We start from the raw sequence: 12,721 nt of genomic DNA, 5'->3' as shown, positions 1-12,721 counted from the left end.
CTGCGAGTCTGGTCACCGTGGACGGGCGTGGCAAATCGTGTCGGGCCTCGGCGGGCTGGGTGGCAGGCCGGGCAAAAAAAGAACCCCCACCATGTAGAAGCTAGGTGGGGGTTCCGTGGCTCCGACGGGCGTCGATCCCGTGACCTCACGATTTTCAGTCGTGCGCTCTACCAACTGAGCTACAGAGCCGAGTACATCAGCTGCACGAACGGCGACGATGTCTCAAAAGCAGAAGCCCTCCCTTGCGAGAGGGCTTCCGACCTTTTGCGACCCTGACGGGACTTGAACCCGCGACCTCCGCCGTGACAGGGCGGCACGCTAACCAACTGCGCTACAGGGCCATACATGTTGAATTGGTGATGATACAAACTGCGGTGATGCTGGTGTTGCTCGGTGCTTCTCGCAGTCGCGCAGACTCACTATACCTGAATCTGAGCGGCTGTTTTTCCAGTAGTCGGTGGTGACCCCAACGGGATTCGAACCCGTGCTGCCGCCGTGAAAGGGCGGTGTCCTAGGCCGCTAAACGATAGGGCCGCGAAGCCCTGAAGCTTCATGACTACCGAGCGACAAGCATACGGATGAAACCCCGGAATCCAAAATCGGGTTCCCCCGCCGCCGTGTCCCGCTCGACGGCGGATCTCGCGACAGGCGCCGAATGGTCGCTGAGCCGCACATCGCCGGGGTTAGCCTCGGGCGTGGCACCATGCCCGCCCGGCCGCGCCGCGCGGGGTGTCCGAGGGCTGTCCCCACCCCTCCGGGGGTACCGTGGACAGTGGTACAGATGTGACCGATGTGACTGCAGCGAACCGAGATGGGCCGTACTTCATGAGCAAGAGACTTCCCGGTGCCTCGCGCCGAGGCCGGACGACGACCGCCGGGACGGTGTCCTCCGCCCGTTGGCGCGGACGCCTCGCCGCCGCGGTCGTGATGTCCCTCGCGATCGTCGGATCCTTCGGCATCGCGGGACCGGCTTCGGCAGCCGACTACCCCTCATGGGACGACGTCCAGGCGGCGAAGGGCAACGAGGCCGCGAAGGCCGCCGAGGTCACGAACATCAAGAACTTCATCGTCCAGTTGCAGGACGAACTGCAAGTGGCCCAGGACGAGGCCCAGAAGCGCGGGACCGAGTTCCAGGCGGCCGAAGAGGCGTTCTTCGAGGCCGACGCCCGTGCGACCGCGATCCAGGCCCAGGCCGACGCGAAGACCACCGAAGCCGACACGGCCACCAAGCAGGCCGGTCGGGTCGCCTCCCAGCTGTACCGCTCCGGTGGTGCCGACCTCAGCCTGAGCCTCTTCCTCGACGGGGAGAGCAAGGGCGCGACCGACCTCCTGTCGAAGCTCGGCAACATGAACCAGGTCGCCGAGCACAGCAACGGTGTCTACGAGCAGGCCGTCGCCGCGCGGAACACCGCAGCGGCGCTCGGTGAGCAGGCAGGCGTCGCCCGCGACGAACGCGAGTCGCTGCGGCAGGCCGCGCAGGCCGCCATGCAGGCCGCGCAGGAGGCGGCGTCCGCGGCGGCGGCGAAGCTGGAGCAGAACCAGGAGCTGATCGTCACGCTCAACGCGCAGTTGACGGCGTTGCAGGACACCACGGCCAAGACGGTCCAGGACTACGAGGCCGGCGTGGCCGCGGCGAAGGCGAAGGCCGCAGCCGAGGCTGCGGCCCGAGGGCAGAGCGCCGATGGCGGTCAGCTCAGCAGCCAGGGCTGGGCCATCCCGGCGTCCGGCAGCATCTCCGGCACCTACGGCTATCGCGACCCGATCTCCACCGGCGGTGGCAGCTCGGGCAGTTTCCACCGGGGTACGGACATCGCGGGCGGGTGCGGGATCCCGATCTACGCGGCGACCTCCGGCACGGTGACCTATGCCGGGTGGTATGGCACCTACGGCAACTTCATCCTCATCGACCACGGATCGGGTGTTTCGACCGGCTACGCGCACATCGTGGACGGCGGCATCCAGGTCGGTGTCGGCTACCAGGTCTCCGCGGGGCAGGTCATCGCCTACGTCGGCACGACCGGCGCCTCCACCGGCTGCCACCTGCACTTCGAGGTCCGCATCAACGGCAACGCGATCGACGCCCAGCCGTTCATGGCCGACCGCGGCGCACCGCTCGGCTGATCGCGGCACCCCGCACGACGAAGCGGCCGACACCCGAGGGTGTCGGCCGCTTCGTCGTGCGGGGTGAGGCTGGGCCTCAGGGGGTCAGTGACCCTCCGCCTTGAGCTTCTCGAAGCCCGCGAGGATGATCTTCTCGGCGGCGGCGGCGTCGCCCCAGCCGTCGATGCGAGCCCACTTGCCGGGCTCGGTGTCCTTGTAGTGGACGAAGAAGTGCTCGATCTCGTCGCGCGTCGCCTGCGGGATGTCGTTGAGGTCCTGGATGTGCGCCCAGCGCGGGTCCTTGTACTGCACGGCGATGACCTTGTCGTCGCCGCCGCCGTCGTCGGTCATGTGCAGCACGCCCACGGGACGGACCTTGATGCCGACGCCCGGGAACGTCGGGAAGTCGAGGAGGACCAGCACGTCGACCGGGTCGCCGTCCTCGCCGAGGGTGTTCTCGAAGAAGCCGTAGTCGGTGGGGTAGACGAAGCTCGTGAACAGCACGCGGTCGAGGAAGACCCGACCGGTCTCGTGGTCGATCTCGTACTTGTTGCGGCTGCCCCGCGGGATCTCGATGACGGCGTCGTACTCGGCCATAAGCCTGCTCCTTGCGAGGTTGGATGTCCTGGAATCGGCACGGTCGCCGACGAGGACCAACCCTAACCGATGCGCCCAGGAGCCACCGGTGCCGGGGGCACGCCCGCCGTCGTGCAATAGCGTGGTGCGCGTGAACGCCGTCCGACCTCCGCTCCACCCGTCCGTCGCCCTGCTGCGGAAGGCGGTCCGCGACGCGATCGGCCGGTGGTCGGCGGCCGGCTCCAGGGCGGAGGGCGAGACGGACCTCCTCGTCGCCCTGAGTGGTGGGGCGGACTCGCTCGCTCTCGCCGCGGCGACCGCCTTCGAAGCGTCGAAGCTCGGGTTGCAGGCCGGTGCCGTCATCGTCGACCACGGCCTGCAGACGGATTCCGCAGCCGTCGCCGCCCGCGCGGCTGACCAGGCGAGGGCGATGGGCCTCGACCCCGTGCTCGTCCGGCGGGTCGAGGTCGGTGCCGACGGCGGTCCGGAGGCGGCTGCGCGCGATGCCCGGTACGCGGCGCTCGAGGGCGCACGCGTCGAGGCCGGGGCGTCGGCCGTATTGCTCGCACACACGCTCGACGACCAGGCCGAGACGGTGCTCCTCGGGCTCGCCCGCGGATCCGGCGCCGGCAGCCTGCAGGGGATGTCGCCCGTCAGCGGCGCCCTCGTCCGCCCGCTCCTCGGCGTCCGCCGGGTGCAGACCCGCGAGGCGTGTGCCGCGATGGGCCTCACCCCCTGGGACGACCCGCACAACACCGACGCCGCGTACACGCGCGTCCGAGTGCGCGAGCGGGTGCTCCCCGTGCTCGAGAGCGAACTCGGGCCGGGCATCAAGGAGGCGCTCGCCCGCACCGCGGACGCCATGCGGGAGGACGCCGAGGCCTTCGAAGAGATGATCGAGGAGACCATCGAGGAGATCGTCGAGCACGCCGAGGCCGGGATCTCCGTCAGCGCGGCGGCGCTCGCCGCGAACCCCGCCGCGCTCCGGCAGCGCGTCATCCGGTACATCGTGCAGAGCGAGTTCGGGGTCGCCCTCTCCCGGACGCAGACGATCGAGGTCGCGCGGCTCGTGACCGACTGGGCCGGGCAGGGACCGATCGATCTACCCGGCTGCCGGGCCATGCGCCGCGACGGCCGCATCGTGTTCTCCGCGCGCTGACGGCAGGCCCCGCGAGGAGGAGGGGCGCACCGGCGTCCGGGTCATCTCGCATACACTCGACGCATGGAGCAGAGCGACATTTCGGACGACCTCACGACCATCCTCGTCACCGAGCAGGAGATCCGCGACAAGCTCGCCGAACTCGCCCGCCGGATCGAGGTCGACTACGCCGGGAAGGACGTCCTGCTCGTCGGCGTCCTGAAGGGCGCGGTCATGGTCATGGCCGACCTGGCGCGCGAACTCCGCATCCCGCTGTCCATGGACTGGATGGCCGTCAGCTCCTACGGGGCCGGCACGAAGTCGAGCGGTGTCGTGCAGATCCGCAAGGACCTCGACGCAGACCTCACGAACCGTCACGTCCTGATCGTCGAGGACATCATCGACTCCGGCCTCACCCTCTCCTGGCTGCTCGAGAACTTCGCCTCGCGCGGCGCCGCCTCCATCGAGGTCTGCGCGCTCCTGCGCAAGCCGGAGGCCGCGAAGGTCCACGTCGAGTGCAAGTACGTCGGCTTCGACATCCCGAACGACTTCGTCGTCGGGTACGGTCTCGACTTCGACGAGAAGTACCGCAACCTCCGCGACGTCGGCGTGCTCGCCCCTCACGTCTACGCCTGAGCGAGCGACGAACCTCGCCTGGATCACTCGTTAAGCCCATGGCAAACATGGGGGAGGCATCCAGCAGCGAGGGGGTAGCCTGATTTCCGACGCGGCTCCGCCCGTCGACCCCTCCTGCAGAAAGGGAACGGGCCAGTCCCGGCCTCTCAACTATGAACGTCAAGCGCCTCTTCAAGGGTCCCATCCCGTACCTCATCATCGCTGCTCTGGTCTTCTGGATCGGCATCAGCCTGATGAGCATGAACGGCTTCCGTGAGGTCTCCACGCAGGAAGGCCTGGCCTTCCTCGAGAAGGGGCAGGTCAAGGAGGCCGTCATCACGGACGGCGACCAGCGCGTCGACCTCACGCTGACGAAGGCGGACGACGAGTTCGGCAAGCAGGTGCAGTTCTACTACGTCGGCGCTCGTGCCGCCGACGTGGTCGAGGCCGTCGACGCCGCAGACCCCTCCGGCGGGTACAACGACAAGGTCCCGCAGCCGAGCTGGCTGCTGTCGATGCTCGGTCTCCTGCTGCCGCTGCTCCTGATCGGTGTGTTCTTCTGGCTGATGCTGTCCGGCATGCAGGGCGGCGGCAACAAGGTCATGCAGTTCGGCAAGTCGAAGGCGAAGCTCGTCTCCAAGGAGTCGCCGAAGGTCACCTTCGACGACGTCGCCGGTGCCGACGAGGCCATCGAGGAGCTCGAGGAGATCAAGGACTTCCTCAAGGAGCCCGCGAAGTTCCAGGCCGTCGGCGCCCGCATCCCGAAGGGTGTGCTGCTCTACGGCCCTCCCGGAACCGGTAAGACCCTGCTCGCCCGCGCCGTCGCCGGCGAGGCAGGCGTCCCCTTCTACTCCATCTCCGGTTCCGACTTCGTCGAGATGTTCGTGGGTGTCGGCGCGAGCCGCGTCCGCGACCTCTTCCAGCAGGCCAAGGAGAACTCGCCGGCGATCATCTTCGTCGACGAGATCGACGCCGTCGGTCGTCACCGTGGTGCCGGCATGGGCGGCGGTCATGACGAGCGCGAGCAGACCCTCAACCAGCTCCTGGTGGAGATGGACGGCTTCGACGTCAAGACCAACGTGATCCTCATCGCCGCGACGAACCGTCCCGACATCCTCGACCCCGCGCTCCTGCGTCCCGGTCGCTTCGACCGCCAGATCGGCGTCGACGCCCCGGACCTCGCCGGCCGCAAGCGGATCCTCGAGGTGCACGGTAAGGGCAAGCCCCTGGCCGCGAGCGTCGACCTCGAGGTCGTCGCCCGCAAGTCGCCCGGCTTCACCGGTGCCGACCTCGCCAACGTCCTCAACGAGGCGGCGCTGCTGACCGCGCGCTCGAACGCACAGCTCATCGACAACCGTGCCCTCGACGAGGCCATCGACCGCGTCATCGCCGGTCCGCAGCGACGCACCCGCGTCATGCGCGAGCAGGAGAAGCTCATCACCGCGTACCACGAGGGTGGTCACGCGCTCGCGGCAGCGGCGATGAACAACACCGACCCCGTCACGAAGGTCACGATCCTGCCCCGCGGCCGCGCCCTCGGCTACACGATGGTGCTCCCGCTCGAGGACAAGTACTCCGTCACGCGCAACGAGCTGCTCGACCAGCTCGCCTACGCGATGGGCGGCCGCGTCGCCGAGGAGCTCGTCTTCCACGACCCGACCACTGGCGCCTCGAACGACATCGAGAAGGCCACCGGCATCGCCCGCAAGATGGTCACCGAGTACGGCATGACGACCGACGTCGGCGCCGTCAAGCTCGGCCAGTCCTCCGGTGAGATGTTCCTCGGTCGCGACATGGGCCACCAGCGCGACTACTCCGAGGAGATCGCGCAGCGCGTCGACGCCCAGGTCCGCGAACTCATCGAGGCCGCACACGACGAGGCCTGGCAGGTCATCACGACCAACCGCGCCGTGCTCGACCGCCTGGCCGCCGAGCTGATGGAGAAGGAGACCCTCGACCACCTGCAGCTGGCCGAGATCTTCAAGGACGTCAAGAAGCTCCCGCCGCGTCCGGTCTGGCTGTCCAGCAAGAAGCGCCCGGTCGGGTCCGGTTCCGCCGTCGGCTCGACGACGTTCACCGCCCCCATCGACTCGGGTGCGGCAGACGGCGGCGTGAGCTCCGAGCCGGAGCCGGAGGCGCCCGTGAAGCCGAAGCGCACGCGCGCCACGAAGCCGCGACCGGCGACCGCCTAGCCCGCATGACGCCCGGCGAGCACCCCGCGAACGCCGCGGTCGGAGCCGCGCAGGCCGAGTCTGATCCAGGCTCGGCCTCGCGGCCGTCCGTGGACCGTGCCCGGATCGCCGCGGCCGTCCTGGAGATCCTCGACGCGATCGGGGAGGATCCGGCCCGCGACGGCCTGGCCGACACCCCGACGCGCGTCGCCGACGCGTACGCGGAGTTCTTCAGCGGCATCGGCCAGGACGCCGGTGAGCACCTGGCTCGCACGATCCCCATCGAGGAGGGTGCGACGAGCGACGCCGTGCTCGTCCGCGACATCGCCTTCCGTTCCGTGTGCGAGCACCACCTGCTGCCGTTCCTCGGCACGGCGCACATCGCCTACCTCCCCGACGAACGCGTCATCGGGCTCGGCGCCCTGCCGAAGGTCGTCGACACGATCGCGTCCCGCCCGCAGGTGCAGGAGCGCCTGAGCGAGCAGATCGCCGACGTCCTCGAGGAGCGACTCGCCCCGCGCGGCGTCCTCGTCGTGCTCGAGGCGGCGCACGGCTGCGTGTCCATGCGTGGCTCGCGTCAGCTGACGAGCACCACCGTCACGATCGCCAGCCGCGGCGCCCTCGCAGATCCTGCCGCGCGGGCCGAACTCATGCAGCTGATCGGCACCACCGCCGAACAGGCCCGGTGATCCGGTGACGAGCGACGACGGGCACGCCGTCCCCGCAGACGGCCGGCGCACGACCGCGGCACCGACGACGCAGCCCGAGATCATGGGCGTCGTCAACGTCACGCCCGACTCCTTCAGTGACGGCGGCCGCTACTTCGACGTCGACGACGCCGTCGCGCACGGCCTCGAGCTCGTCGCTGCGGGGGCCACCGTGATCGACGTGGGCGGTGAGTCCACCCGGCCGGGCGCCGCTCGGGTCGACACCCGCGAGGAACAACACCGGGTCGCACCCGTCGTGTCGGCCCTGGCGGCGGCCGGGGTGCGGGTGAGCATCGACACCATGAGCGCCGAGACCGCCCGAGCTGCAGCCGACGCCGGTGCGTCGATCATCAACGACGTGTCCGGCGGGCTCGCGGACGACCGGATGCCGGCGTTCATGGCCGCGTCCGGCCTCGACTGCGTCATCAGCCACTGGCGCGGCCACTCGGTGGACATGGCGAGCCGTGCCTCCTACACGGACGCGGCGGTCGACGTCGCGCGCGAACTCGACGACCGCGTGTCGACCCTGCTCGGTCAGGGCGTCGATCCACAGCGGATCGTCGTCGATCCGGGGCTCGGCTTCTCGAAGCACACCGAGCACAACTGGCGCATCCTCGCGCGCCTCGACCTGCTGCTCGAGCTCGGCTATCCGGTGCTCGTCGGCGCCTCGCGCAAGCGGTTCCTCGGCGCACTCCTGCGGGACGACGCCCCGATGACCGATCGCGATCTTCCGAGTGCCGTGGTCAGCGTGCTGGCGGTCCAAGCCGGCGCCTGGGGCGTCCGCGTCCACGACGTCGCCGCCACGAGACTCGCCCTCGACACCCTCGATGCATGGCAAGGTGGAGCCGATGACTGATTCGATCACCCTCACAGGCCTGCGGGCCTTCGCCCACCACGGCGTCTTCGACTTCGAGCGCGAAGCGGGGCAGGAGTTCGTCATCGACGTGACGGTCACCCTCGACCTCCGCCCTGCGGCAGGCGGCGACGAACTCGGCGCGACCATGCACTACGGCGAGCTGGCGGAAGCCGTCGTCGCCGCGGTCGAGCGCGACCCGGTCGACCTCATCGAGACGGTCGCGGAGCGCATCGCCGCCGTCGTGCTGTCGAACCCGCGAGCGGAGGCGGTGCGGGTCACCCTCCACAAGCCGAGCGCCCCGATCACGGTGCCGTTCGCGGACGTCGCGGTGACGATCGAGCGCACCGCCGCGGATCGCGCCGAGACCGGACAGGCCGGCTGATGGTGTCGCGCACCCCGATCCACGACCCGGCGCGACGCCCGGGGCCACCGAAGCCACGCGCGGTGCAGGCTGTCATCGCGCTCGGGGCGAACCTCGGGGATCGCCGCGCGACGATCGCTCAGGCGTGCGAAGACCTCGCCGCCGTCGACGGCGTGCTCGAGGTCCGACCCTCGCCGCTCGTCTCGAGTGCCGCCGTCAAGCCGGCGGGCGTGGACGAGTCGGCACCCGCCTACCTCAACGGGGTCGCCATCGTCCGGACCCGGCTCCGGCCGCTCGAACTCCTCGACGAACTCCAGCGGATCGAACTGGCCCACGGCCGGGTCCGCGAGGAGCGCTGGGGCGACCGGACACTCGACCTCGACCTCCTCGCCTACGACGACGAGACGATCGACGACGACCGCCTGACGGTCCCGCACCCGCGTGCCGCCGAGCGCGGCTTCGTCGTCGTGCCGTGGCTGCTGCTCGACCCCGACGCGACGTTGCCCGGTGTGGGTCGCCTCGACACCCTCGCCGCCGCCAAGGACGGATCCGTGGTCCCCGACGACGGAGCGCAGCCGTGAGGCGGACCACCGCGACGCCGCTCATCGTGCTCGCCGGGGTCGGCGTGGTCTTCGGGTTCCTCGTCGAGGTGGCGTCGGTGTCCGCCGGGCGTGCCTCGATCATCCCGCCCGTCACCCTCACGGTCTCCCTCGTCGCGGTCGCCATCATCCTCATCGCCCTGTCCTGGCCGATCCGGCGCAGCACGACCGGGCACGCGACCCGACGGATCGACCCGTTCCGGGCGATGCGGGTGGCCGCCCTCGCGAAGGCGTCGAGCCACGCGGGGGCCCTGGTCGCCGGTGCCACCGTCGGGATCATGCTCTTCCTCCTGACCCGCCCGATCCTGCCCGCGCTAGGCTCGCTGTGGCTGGTGATCGCGTCCATCGTGGGATCCGTCGCGCTCGTCGTCGCCGCTCTGGTGGCCGAGTGGTTCTGCACCGTTCCGAAGGATGATGATGACGACGCCGCACCCGGGGGAGCCCCGTCCCACACCTGAACCGCTCGTCGAGCGGCCCTTGATCGACACACCGCTCGACGAGACGTCGGCCACGGAGGCCACACACGCCGAGTCGTCCGCTCCCGGCGGGCACCGGCTGGACCTGCCCGACGTCGAGTGGCGACGGGTGAGCCGCAAACTCATCGCCATCGAGTTCATCTCCGAGGGCGCCGGCCTCCTCGTCGTCACCGCGGCGGTCGTGTTCGTCGCGCTCGTCTGGGACTGGACGTGGATCTGGTGGCCGTTCGCCGCCTTAGCGGTCATCTCGCTGATCACCGCGGCCTTCATCCCGCGTCGGATCCGGGCCATCGGCTACCAGCTCCGCGCTGACGACCTCCTGTTCCGCCGGGGGATCATGTGGCAACGCTTCGTCGCCGTCCCGTACGGTCGCATGCAGCTCGTCGACATCAACCGCGGGCCCCTCTCGCGCGCGTTCGGCCTGGCCGACCTCAAGTTCGTGACCGCATCCGCCTCCACCGGCGTGGTGATCAACGGGCTGCCCGAGGCCGAGGCGGAGGGACTGCGCGACCACCTGGTCGCCGTGGCGGAGAGCCGACGGACCGGCCTGTGAGCGAGCAGCAGCCGCAGGGACCGCCGCCCCGGTTCGAGGCGCCCGCTGCCGGGCCACGCGTCAAACCGACGGCCGAGGCGATCATTCCGCGCGTCGCCGGGCAGAGCCTGGTCGACGGTCAGTGGCACCGCCTGCACCCGGCGACGCCCCTGCTCCGCGGCGGCATCGCGTTCGTCGCCATCCTCGGCATCGTCATCGCCAACCTGCGCGAGCGGCTCATCGAGTTCTTCATCCCGGCGCCGGGCATGGAGCAGCCGACCGACCCGATCGACTACATCCTGAACCACGGGTTCGTCGGCTGGGTGCTCCTCGCGATCGCCGGCGGGCTCATCGTGGTCATCGCCGTGTTCTGGCTCTCGTGGCGCATGCACACCTTCCGCGTCACCGACGAGGCCGTCGAGGTCCGCAGCGGCATCCTCTTCCGCACGAACCGCAAGGCCAAGCTCGACCGCATCCAGGGCGTCTCCATCGAGAAGCCGCTGCTGGCCCGACTCATCGGCGCCTCCCGCATCAACGTGAGCGTCGCCGGGCAGGACGCGAACGTCAAGCTCGAGTACCTCTACACGGCGGACGCCGACGGCCTCCGCCGCGACGTGCTCACCCTCGCGAGCGGCGTGAAGCTCGCCGAGCGCCAGCAGCGGCCCGCCGCCGCTCCGGTCGACCCGAGTCTGCCGGACGCCGCGACGCCGGACGGCGGCGGCGTCTCACGGTTCGTCACCGAGCGGGTGGACGACTTCATCTCACCGGAACTGGACCCTCAGGAGGCGGTGCCGGATTCGGTCGTGCGGCTGACCCTCGGGCGTCTCGTCGGCTCGACCGTGCTCAGTCCGTTCACCGTCATCGTCCTGATCTCGGTCGTGGTCGGGGTGGTCCTGCTCGTGAACGGTCTCGAGTGGGCCTGGTTCTGGCTCGTGCCGATGGTGCTGAGCCTCGGTGCCTTCATCTGGTCGAGCGTGACGAAGTCGCTCCGCTACAGCATCGCCGCGACCCCCTCGGGCGTGCGCGTCGGGTTCGGTCTGTTCTCGACGACCAACGACACCATCCCTCCGGGTCGCATCCACGCCATCGAGGTGTCGCAGCCGATCATCTGGCGTCCCTTCGGCTGGTGGAGGGTCCGGATCAACAAGGCCGGTCTCTCCCTCGAGCAGGCTGCCCGCGGGGCGAGCAACAACACGGTGTTGCCGGTCGGATCGCTCGTCGACGCCGCCCAGGTCGTGGAGCTCATGCTCGCGGGCCGCATCGACGGCAGCGCCTGGGCTCCACTGCAGTCCGCCCTCTCGACGCGTGACGGGGTCGGGTTCGTCGGGTCGCCCCGTCGCTCGATGTGGATCAACTGGTTCTCGTGGCGGCGCACGGGCTATGCGCTGCGCGACGGGATGCTGCTCTTCCGCCAGGGGGTGGTCTGGCGGAAGCTGCACATCCTGCCGCTCGCCCGGCTGCAGAGCATCCGGATCAACCAGGGGCCGCTCCTGCGGGCACTCGACCTGGCCTCCGCGACCGCGCACACGGTGCCCGGTCCGGTCATCGCGAAGCTCCCGGCCATGGCGCGGGACGAGGCGGTACGCATGTTCGAGGCGGCCTCCGAGGCGATCGTGGTCGCGCAGGCGACCGACCGGAGTCACCGCTGGGCGAGCTTCGACCCCGAACACCAGCCCGGTGACGAGCCGGTGACGGCCCCGTACCTCGCAGAACCGACGGCGCAGCCGGGCACGGAGGCCGTGGCTGAGGCCGAGGGACCACTCGAATCCCCGGCAACGCCGGTGCCGGCCGACGACGATCGGACGATGCGGTGAGCGCCGACCGTCGGAATGCCCGCCTCGGCGTCGGGATCATCGGAAGCGGTCGGGTCGGCCCGGTCATCGGGGCGGCCCTCGGCGGTGCCGGACACGCGATCGTCGGCATCACCGCGGTGTCCGAGGAGAGTCTCGACCGCGCGAACGCCCTGTTGCCGGACGTCCCCGTGCTCGATCCGACCGAGGTCGTCGAGCGGAGCGAACTCGTCGTGATCGCCGTGCCGGACGAGCAACTCGCGTCGCTGGTCGAGGGGCTCGCGGCGGTGGGTGCGTGGCAGCCGGGCCAGCTCGTGGCGCACACCTCGGCTCGCTTCGGCACCGCGGTCCTCGCTCCGGCCGCTCGCGCGGGCGCCATCCCGTTGGCGTTGCACCCGGCGATGGTGTTCACGGGGACCAGCCTCGACCTCGCCCGCTTGCACGAGACGTCCTTCGCCGTCACCGCTCCGGCACCCGTCCAGCCGATCGGCCAGGCACTGGTCGTGGAGATGGGCGCGGAACCGGTGATCATCGCCGAGGCCGATCGGGAGGCGTACGCCGAGGCGGTCGAGACGGCTGCCAGCTTCTCGCGGGCCGTCGTGCAGCAGGCGACCGGACTCCTCCAGGAGATCGGGATCGAGAACGCCGGCGGGTTCCTGTCCTCGCTCGTCCGGTCCTCGGTGGACGAGGCCTTGCGCGGCGCCACGACGCCCGACGTCGACGAGCTGCTCTAGCCGAACGGCCGCCCACTCGTCCGAACGGGCGAGCGAGCGGCCGTGGTCGCGCCAGACGGAGTGGGC

Annotated in this window: 13 protein-coding genes and 3 tRNA genes; 12 read left to right on the top strand and 4 right to left on the bottom strand. The window is 70.2% G+C overall.

What is annotated here, in order from left to right; translation table 11 throughout:
• Positions 1–116: 116 nt before the first annotated feature.
• The 3 genes from ASF68_RS06705 to ASF68_RS06695 form a co-directional block, all read right to left on the bottom strand.
• A tRNA-Phe gene (locus ASF68_RS06705) sits at positions 117–189 on the bottom strand.
• 78 nt (positions 190–267) lie between these two features.
• Positions 268–341: transfer RNA gene (locus tag ASF68_RS06700), tRNA-Asp, on the bottom strand.
• Positions 342–458: 117 nt separating this feature from the next.
• Positions 459–534 (bottom strand) — tRNA-Glu (locus tag ASF68_RS06695).
• A 291-nt stretch (positions 535–825) separates the two neighbouring features.
• Between ASF68_RS06695 and ASF68_RS06690 the strand changes: the two genes are divergently transcribed.
• Entirely contained in the window at positions 826–2,121 is a 1,296-nt protein-coding gene (locus ASF68_RS06690; RefSeq protein ID WP_082498510.1) for a M23 family metallopeptidase, read from the top strand.
• Positions 2,122–2,205: 84 nt separating this feature from the next.
• On the opposite strand, the gene ASF68_RS06685 is transcribed toward ASF68_RS06690, so the two are convergent.
• Positions 2,206–2,697: an inorganic diphosphatase gene (locus ASF68_RS06685; RefSeq protein ID WP_056008441.1), complete on the bottom strand. Its 492-nt coding sequence runs from the start codon at positions 2,695–2,697 to the stop codon at positions 2,206–2,208.
• 130 nt (positions 2,698–2,827) lie between these two features.
• Here ASF68_RS06685 and tilS point away from each other — a divergent pair, with 130 nt between their 5' ends.
• The 11 genes from tilS to ASF68_RS06630 all read left to right on the top strand — a co-directional run bounded on the left by tilS (position 2,828) and on the right by ASF68_RS06630 (position 12,655).
• Positions 2,828–3,835 carry a tRNA lysidine(34) synthetase TilS gene (tilS, locus tag ASF68_RS06680; protein WP_056011503.1) on the top strand — a complete coding sequence of 336 codons (1,008 nt, stop codon included), beginning with the start codon at positions 2,828–2,830 and terminating at the stop codon, positions 3,833–3,835.
• Positions 3,836–3,898: 63 nt separating this feature from the next.
• Positions 3,899–4,450 carry a hypoxanthine phosphoribosyltransferase gene (hpt, locus tag ASF68_RS06675; RefSeq protein WP_056008438.1) on the top strand — a complete coding sequence of 184 codons (552 nt, stop codon included), beginning with the start codon at positions 3,899–3,901 and terminating at the stop codon, positions 4,448–4,450.
• Positions 4,451–4,602: 152 nt separating this feature from the next.
• Positions 4,603–6,621 carry an ATP-dependent zinc metalloprotease FtsH gene (ftsH, locus tag ASF68_RS06670; RefSeq protein WP_056008435.1) on the top strand — a complete coding sequence of 673 codons (2,019 nt, stop codon included), beginning with the start codon at positions 4,603–4,605 and terminating at the stop codon, positions 6,619–6,621.
• 5 nt (positions 6,622–6,626) lie between these two features.
• Entirely contained in the window at positions 6,627–7,289 is a 663-nt protein-coding gene (folE, locus tag ASF68_RS06665) for a GTP cyclohydrolase I FolE (RefSeq protein WP_082498509.1), read from the top strand.
• 82 nt (positions 7,290–7,371) lie between these two features.
• On the top strand, positions 7,372–8,163 hold the full coding sequence (folP, locus tag ASF68_RS06660) for a dihydropteroate synthase (protein WP_056011497.1): 792 nt from the start codon (positions 7,372–7,374) through the stop codon (positions 8,161–8,163).
• Positions 8,156–8,545, top strand: coding sequence for a dihydroneopterin aldolase (gene folB / locus ASF68_RS06655; RefSeq protein WP_082455910.1), 390 nt, complete (start codon positions 8,156–8,158; stop codon positions 8,543–8,545). The genes folP and folB overlap by 8 nt, the downstream gene beginning before the upstream one ends.
• A gap of 62 nt (positions 8,546–8,607) precedes the next feature.
• Positions 8,608–9,105 carry a 2-amino-4-hydroxy-6-hydroxymethyldihydropteridine diphosphokinase gene (folK, locus tag ASF68_RS06650; RefSeq protein ID WP_235522570.1) on the top strand — a complete coding sequence of 166 codons (498 nt, stop codon included), beginning with the start codon at positions 8,608–8,610 and terminating at the stop codon, positions 9,103–9,105.
• Positions 9,102–9,581 (top strand): DUF3180 domain-containing protein, encoded by a 480-nt coding sequence (locus ASF68_RS06645; protein ID WP_056008427.1) that lies wholly within the window; start codon positions 9,102–9,104, stop codon positions 9,579–9,581. The genes folK and ASF68_RS06645 overlap by 4 nt, the downstream gene beginning before the upstream one ends.
• Entirely contained in the window at positions 9,541–10,152 is a 612-nt protein-coding gene (locus ASF68_RS06640) for a PH domain-containing protein (protein ID WP_082455909.1), read from the top strand. Before ASF68_RS06645 ends, ASF68_RS06640 begins: the two co-directional genes overlap by 41 nt.
• The gene (locus ASF68_RS06635; protein ID WP_056008423.1) at positions 10,149–11,945 is read left to right on the top strand and encodes a PH domain-containing protein; all 1,797 of its coding nucleotides are present in this window, start codon (positions 10,149–10,151) and stop codon (positions 11,943–11,945) included. Before ASF68_RS06640 ends, ASF68_RS06635 begins: the two co-directional genes overlap by 4 nt.
• A complete protein-coding gene (locus ASF68_RS06630) occupies positions 11,942–12,655 on the top strand; it encodes a Rossmann-like and DUF2520 domain-containing protein (protein WP_056008421.1) in 714 nt (237 codons plus the stop codon). Before ASF68_RS06635 ends, ASF68_RS06630 begins: the two co-directional genes overlap by 4 nt.
• Positions 12,656–12,721: the final 66 nt, after the last annotated feature.

The organism is Plantibacter sp. Leaf314, from assembly GCF_001423185.1.
Lineage (GTDB): Bacteria > Actinomycetota > Actinomycetes > Actinomycetales > Microbacteriaceae > Plantibacter.
Note: the sequence above shows the minus strand (reverse complement) of the source record. Positions and strands in the feature narration are given on the sequence as shown.

Coding starts and splice junctions, on each gene's coding strand:
- ASF68_RS06690 (WP_082498510.1), top strand. CDS start 826: ATGAGCAAGAGACTTCCCGGTGCCTCGCGCCGAGGCCGGACGACGACC.
- ASF68_RS06685 (WP_056008441.1), bottom strand. CDS start 2,697: ATGGCCGAGTACGACGCCGTCATCGAGATCCCGCGGGGCAGCCGCAAC.
- hpt (WP_056008438.1), top strand. CDS start 3,899: ATGGAGCAGAGCGACATTTCGGACGACCTCACGACCATCCTCGTCACC.
- ftsH (WP_056008435.1), top strand. CDS start 4,603: ATGAACGTCAAGCGCCTCTTCAAGGGTCCCATCCCGTACCTCATCATC.
- folE (WP_082498509.1), top strand. CDS start 6,627: ATGACGCCCGGCGAGCACCCCGCGAACGCCGCGGTCGGAGCCGCGCAG.
- folP (WP_056011497.1), top strand. CDS start 7,372: ATGGGCGTCGTCAACGTCACGCCCGACTCCTTCAGTGACGGCGGCCGC.
- folB (WP_082455910.1), top strand. CDS start 8,156: ATGACTGATTCGATCACCCTCACAGGCCTGCGGGCCTTCGCCCACCAC.
- ASF68_RS06640 (WP_082455909.1), top strand. CDS start 9,541: ATGACGACGCCGCACCCGGGGGAGCCCCGTCCCACACCTGAACCGCTC.